Genomic DNA, 3,973 nt, shown 5'->3' on the forward strand with positions numbered 1-3,973 from the left:
CGGCAAGGACAAGGTGCTCGGCGAGAAGCTGTTCAACGAGAACCAGGCCGAGCTCATCGAAGCGGCCCGCGCGCACGGCGAGCTGCTGCAGTGGGAGGCGTTCACGGATGCCGTCGCCAGTGTTCCCGACGAGAGCACCCGTCAGGTGCTGACGTGGCTGCGCGACCTGTTCGGTCTGCAGCTCATCGAGAAGCACCTCGCCTGGCACATCATCAACGGCCGTCTCTCCACGCAGCGCGCCGCCGCTGTGTCGAGCTACATCGACCGCCTGTGCCTGCGCCTGCGTCCGCACGCGCTCGACCTCGTGAACGCGTTCGGCTACGAGCCCGAGCACGTGCGCGCACCCATCGCCTCAGGAGCCGAGCAGCAGCGTCAGGATGAGGCCCGTGCGTACTACGCCGAGCTCGCGGCATCCGGCAACGCCCCGCTGTCGGAGAAGGCGATGAAGAAGAAGCAGGCCCGCTGACGCGAGCCGATGTCGGCGCCCCTCAATAGGCTGATGACATGACGTCACTGTCGAGGGGCGCCGACGGCCGCGCGCGCTGCGCGTGGGTCGGGGCGGACGCCGAATACCAGCGCTACCACGATGAGGAGTGGGGCGTGCCGCTGCGCGGCGACCGCGCGCTGTTCGAGAAGATCTCGCTCGAGGGGTTCCAGGCGGGGCTCAGCTGGATCACGATCCTGCGCAAGCGCCCGCGCTTCCGTGAGGTCTTCGCCGGGTTCGACCCCGAAACGGTCGCGGCTTTCGACGATGACGACGTCGAGAGGCTGATGCAGGATGCCGGGATCATCCGCAACCGGCAGAAGATCACCGCGACGATCTCCAACGCCGCGCTCGTGCGCGACATGCAGTCGGGTGAGCTCGACGCCTTCCTCTGGTCATTCGCTCCGGCATCCAGACCCCGCCCGGGCTCCTTCGACGATGTGCCGGCCGTGACCCCGGAATCGACCGCGATGAGCAAAGCGCTGCGCAAACGCGGCTTCCGGTTCGTCGGCCCCACCACGATGTACGCTCTCATGCAATCGGCCGGCATGGTCGACGATCACGTCGAGGGATGCTGGCGGGCGTAGTCGCGCGACGCGACCTCTTCGCGTCAGGGGTGAAAGTCAGCGCTGAGCGTCGGCGAGGTGGCGGTGATCGGTGCTGAGCACCTTCACCATCACGCCACGACGACGCAGCTCGGAGATCGTGCGCGTCTCCTCATCGCGATTGCGGCCCAGCGCGTGCACATTCGCCACGACGAGCACATCGCCCGACTTGAGAGTGACGATGAAGCGGGCGAGGCGATCGCTCCAGCTCTCGAGGATCTCGGGGGCCGGATGCCGGAACCCCTCGATCGGCACGCCGAAACGGGTCAGCTCATCACGCTGCTCGACCACCGACGGCATGCCCTCGCGGGAAACGACGAGACCGACCAGGCGCGACTGCGCCGGACGGGCATGCCACCACTCGTGATCATGCTGCAGCTCGGTGAAGCACTTCGAGCACTCGGTCGCCACATGCGGCAGATTCAGCGGGCTCGTCATCGCCTCATCGGCGTTCGAACCCGTCGTCACGTCACTCATGGTTTCCTCCTTCCTCCATTGTGCCTTGTGCCGGTTAAGAGAGACATCCGAACGGAGATCCCGGCGCGGCGGTTTCCGGGAAGCGGCGGGCGCGTATTCTGGGTTCTGCTTCGGAAGGCTGGGCGATGAGATCAGACGATGGCGGCACGGCCAGCGAACACGTACACACGCTGCACGGCAGCCTGCAGTTCGACCTCGGTTCGGGCAGCGTCGGGCGGAATGAATGCACCTGCGGATATGCGGTCGGCGGTGTCGTCCCACGGCGCCTGTGCAGCTATCCGTGCTCCGAGGCCGTAAGCCGCGCCTGGCGGGACGAGGAGCGGCGCCTGCTCGAACGGCTCCCCGCGGTCGAAGCCGAAGTCTCGGAGATCCTCGATGCGGCAATCGAGAAGATCATGATCCTGCGACGAGAGCCGGAGGAAGGCATCCATGCGCTCGAGGCCTCGATTCGCCGAAGGGCAGGCCGTGACCTCCGCCGAGCGAACCGCCGCTGGTCGGAGGAGATCGCAGGCGCGGACACGACCAGGTGGCGGGCCCTCGCGGCGTTGGCCGCGCTGGATGGCCGGGATGGCGTCCGTCCGGAAGCGACCCGCTGGAAGCGGCGCGGACTCGGAGCCGCCCGCCTGAGCCGCACGAAATCTGCAGATATGTATGAGTGACCGTGCCCATTTCTGGGTTCGGTTTTCTGACGTTTGGATGGGTATCGGTCTGACGAGTCGTCTCGTACGTGCGGCGCTCGCCGCGGCACTGGCCGGGGCGGTGCTGTCGGGGTGCAGTGCGCCCGTGGACGAGGAGCCGGTGGATCCCGATCTCACCTGGGAGGAGGCGAAGGCGGCCGCCCAGGAGACCGAGCGGGAGATCGCCGCGCTGATCCCCGAGGACGCCATCGTCAGCATCGAGCAGCAGGAGACCGGGATCCTGCTTTCCTGCGATGAGGAGAGCCACAACTGGAACGGATTCACGACGGTGTCCGTGACGCCGGGGGCCGATGTCGATGCTTTGGCGCAGCAGCTCGAGGCGCACTTCGATTCGGATGCGCGCTTCGAGAGCCGTTCGTGGACCACCCTGGGAGAGACCTACGCGGTGCAGCTGATGGCAGTCGATACGGCTGAGAACTACATCATCTCGCATGACGAACGCGGCAAGCTCCGTATCGAGTCGGGTTCGGAGTGCTTCATCCTGCCCGAGGACGTCTACCCGCGCGGGCCGTTCTGACGCGCCCGCGCTGACACCCTCACAGCACGCCGAGCACCCGCACGGCCTCCCGCTCCGCGACGAGCTCTGCGACCGTGGCATCCAGGCGGCGCTGCGCCCAAGCATCCATCTCGAGCCCCTCGACGATCCGCCACTCGCCGTCGACCGAGCGCACCGGGAACGACGACACGAGCCCCTCGGGCACCCCGTACTCGCCGTGCGAGACGACACCGGCGCTCGTCCAGTCGTCGGTGCCGAGAACCCAATCTCGGGTGTGCTCGATCGTCGCGTTCGCAGCCGAGGCCACCGACGACGAACCGCGCACCTCGATGATCTCCGCTCCGCGCTTCGCGACGCGCGGGATGAACGTCTCCTCCAACCACGCCGGAACATCGTCCATACGTTCGGCCAGCGCCTCGGCGACCGGGCGGCCGTCGACCGTCGCGTGCGAAATGTCGGGGAACTGCGACGCCGAATGGTTGCCCCAGATCGGCACCCGCCGGATGCTCGCCACCGGTGCATCCAGCGCGAGCGCCAGCTGCGCCCGCGCCCGGTTCTCATCGAGTCGGGTCAGCGCCGTGAAGCGTTCGGCGGGCACCCCATCGGTGGATGCCGCGGCGATGAGCGCATTCGTGTTGGCGGGGTTCCCGACCACCGTCACCCGCACGCCCGGTGACGCGTTCTCCGCGATCGCCCGCCCCTGCGGCCCGAAGATCCCGGCGTTGGCCGCCAGCAGATCGGCCCGCTCCATGCCCGGACCGCGCGGCCGCGCACCGACCAGCAGCGCGATATCGCATCCGTCGAAACCTGTGCCCGCGGCATCCGTCACCTCGACGTCCTCGAGCAGAGCGAACGCGCCATCCTGCAGCTCGAGAGCCGCACCCTCAGCCGCCCTCATCCCCTGAGGGATCTCCAGCAACCGCAACCGCACCCGCTCATCCGGCCCCAGCATGTCGCCCGCGGCGATGCGGAACAGCAGCGCATACCCGATCTGCCCGCCCGCACCCGTGATGGTGATCGTCGTCGTCATGCGCCCGAGCCTACGGCGGCTACGCCGCAGAGAACAGAGTGCGCGGTACCCTCATGGCATGACGTTCAACCCGGATGCCGACATCTCGACGCACAAGACCCGCCGACCGGGCCGCACCGCCGCCGTCGCGGGCGTCGGCGGCGTCGGCATCCTCGGCATCATCGCGCTGATCGCCGGCCCCCT

The 3,973-nt window shown here is 68.1% G+C and carries 6 protein-coding genes; 4 read left to right on the forward strand and 2 right to left on the reverse strand.

The window, feature by feature from the left end; all coding sequences use genetic code 11:
- Both Q0Z66_RS12095 and Q0Z66_RS12100 read left to right on the forward strand, forming a co-directional pair.
- On the forward strand, positions 1-466 hold a 466-nt coding region (locus Q0Z66_RS12095; protein WP_298041503.1), incomplete at its 5' end, for an acyl-CoA dehydrogenase.
- A 38-nt stretch (positions 467-504) separates the two neighbouring features.
- On the forward strand, positions 505-1,071 hold the full coding sequence (locus tag Q0Z66_RS12100; RefSeq protein WP_298041505.1) for a DNA-3-methyladenine glycosylase I: 567 nt from the start codon (positions 505-507) through the stop codon (positions 1,069-1,071).
- A gap of 36 nt (positions 1,072-1,107) precedes the next feature.
- Here Q0Z66_RS12100 and Q0Z66_RS12105 read toward each other — a convergent pair whose 3' ends face one another.
- Positions 1,108-1,566, reverse strand: coding sequence for a recombinase family protein (locus Q0Z66_RS12105; RefSeq protein ID WP_298041507.1), 459 nt, complete (start codon positions 1,564-1,566; stop codon positions 1,108-1,110).
- A gap of 125 nt (positions 1,567-1,691) precedes the next feature.
- Here Q0Z66_RS12105 and Q0Z66_RS12110 point away from each other — a divergent pair, with 125 nt between their 5' ends.
- Both Q0Z66_RS12110 and Q0Z66_RS12115 read left to right on the forward strand, forming a co-directional pair.
- A complete protein-coding gene (locus tag Q0Z66_RS12110) occupies positions 1,692-2,225 on the forward strand; it encodes a hypothetical protein (RefSeq protein WP_298041509.1) in 534 nt (177 codons plus the stop codon).
- 37 nt (positions 2,226-2,262) lie between these two features.
- Positions 2,263-2,781 (forward strand): hypothetical protein, encoded by a 519-nt coding sequence (locus Q0Z66_RS12115; RefSeq protein WP_298041511.1) that lies wholly within the window; start codon positions 2,263-2,265, stop codon positions 2,779-2,781.
- A 19-nt stretch (positions 2,782-2,800) separates the two neighbouring features.
- Here the strand turns inward: Q0Z66_RS12115 and Q0Z66_RS12120 are convergent, their stop codons facing one another.
- On the reverse strand, positions 2,801-3,790 hold the full coding sequence (locus Q0Z66_RS12120; RefSeq protein WP_298041513.1) for a malate dehydrogenase: 990 nt from the start codon (positions 3,788-3,790) through the stop codon (positions 2,801-2,803).
- Positions 3,791-3,973 lie beyond the last annotated feature (183 nt).

Origin of the sequence: uncultured Microbacterium sp., assembly GCF_947632095.1 — a bacterium.
Taxonomy (GTDB): Bacteria; Actinomycetota; Actinomycetes; order Actinomycetales; family Microbacteriaceae; genus Microbacterium.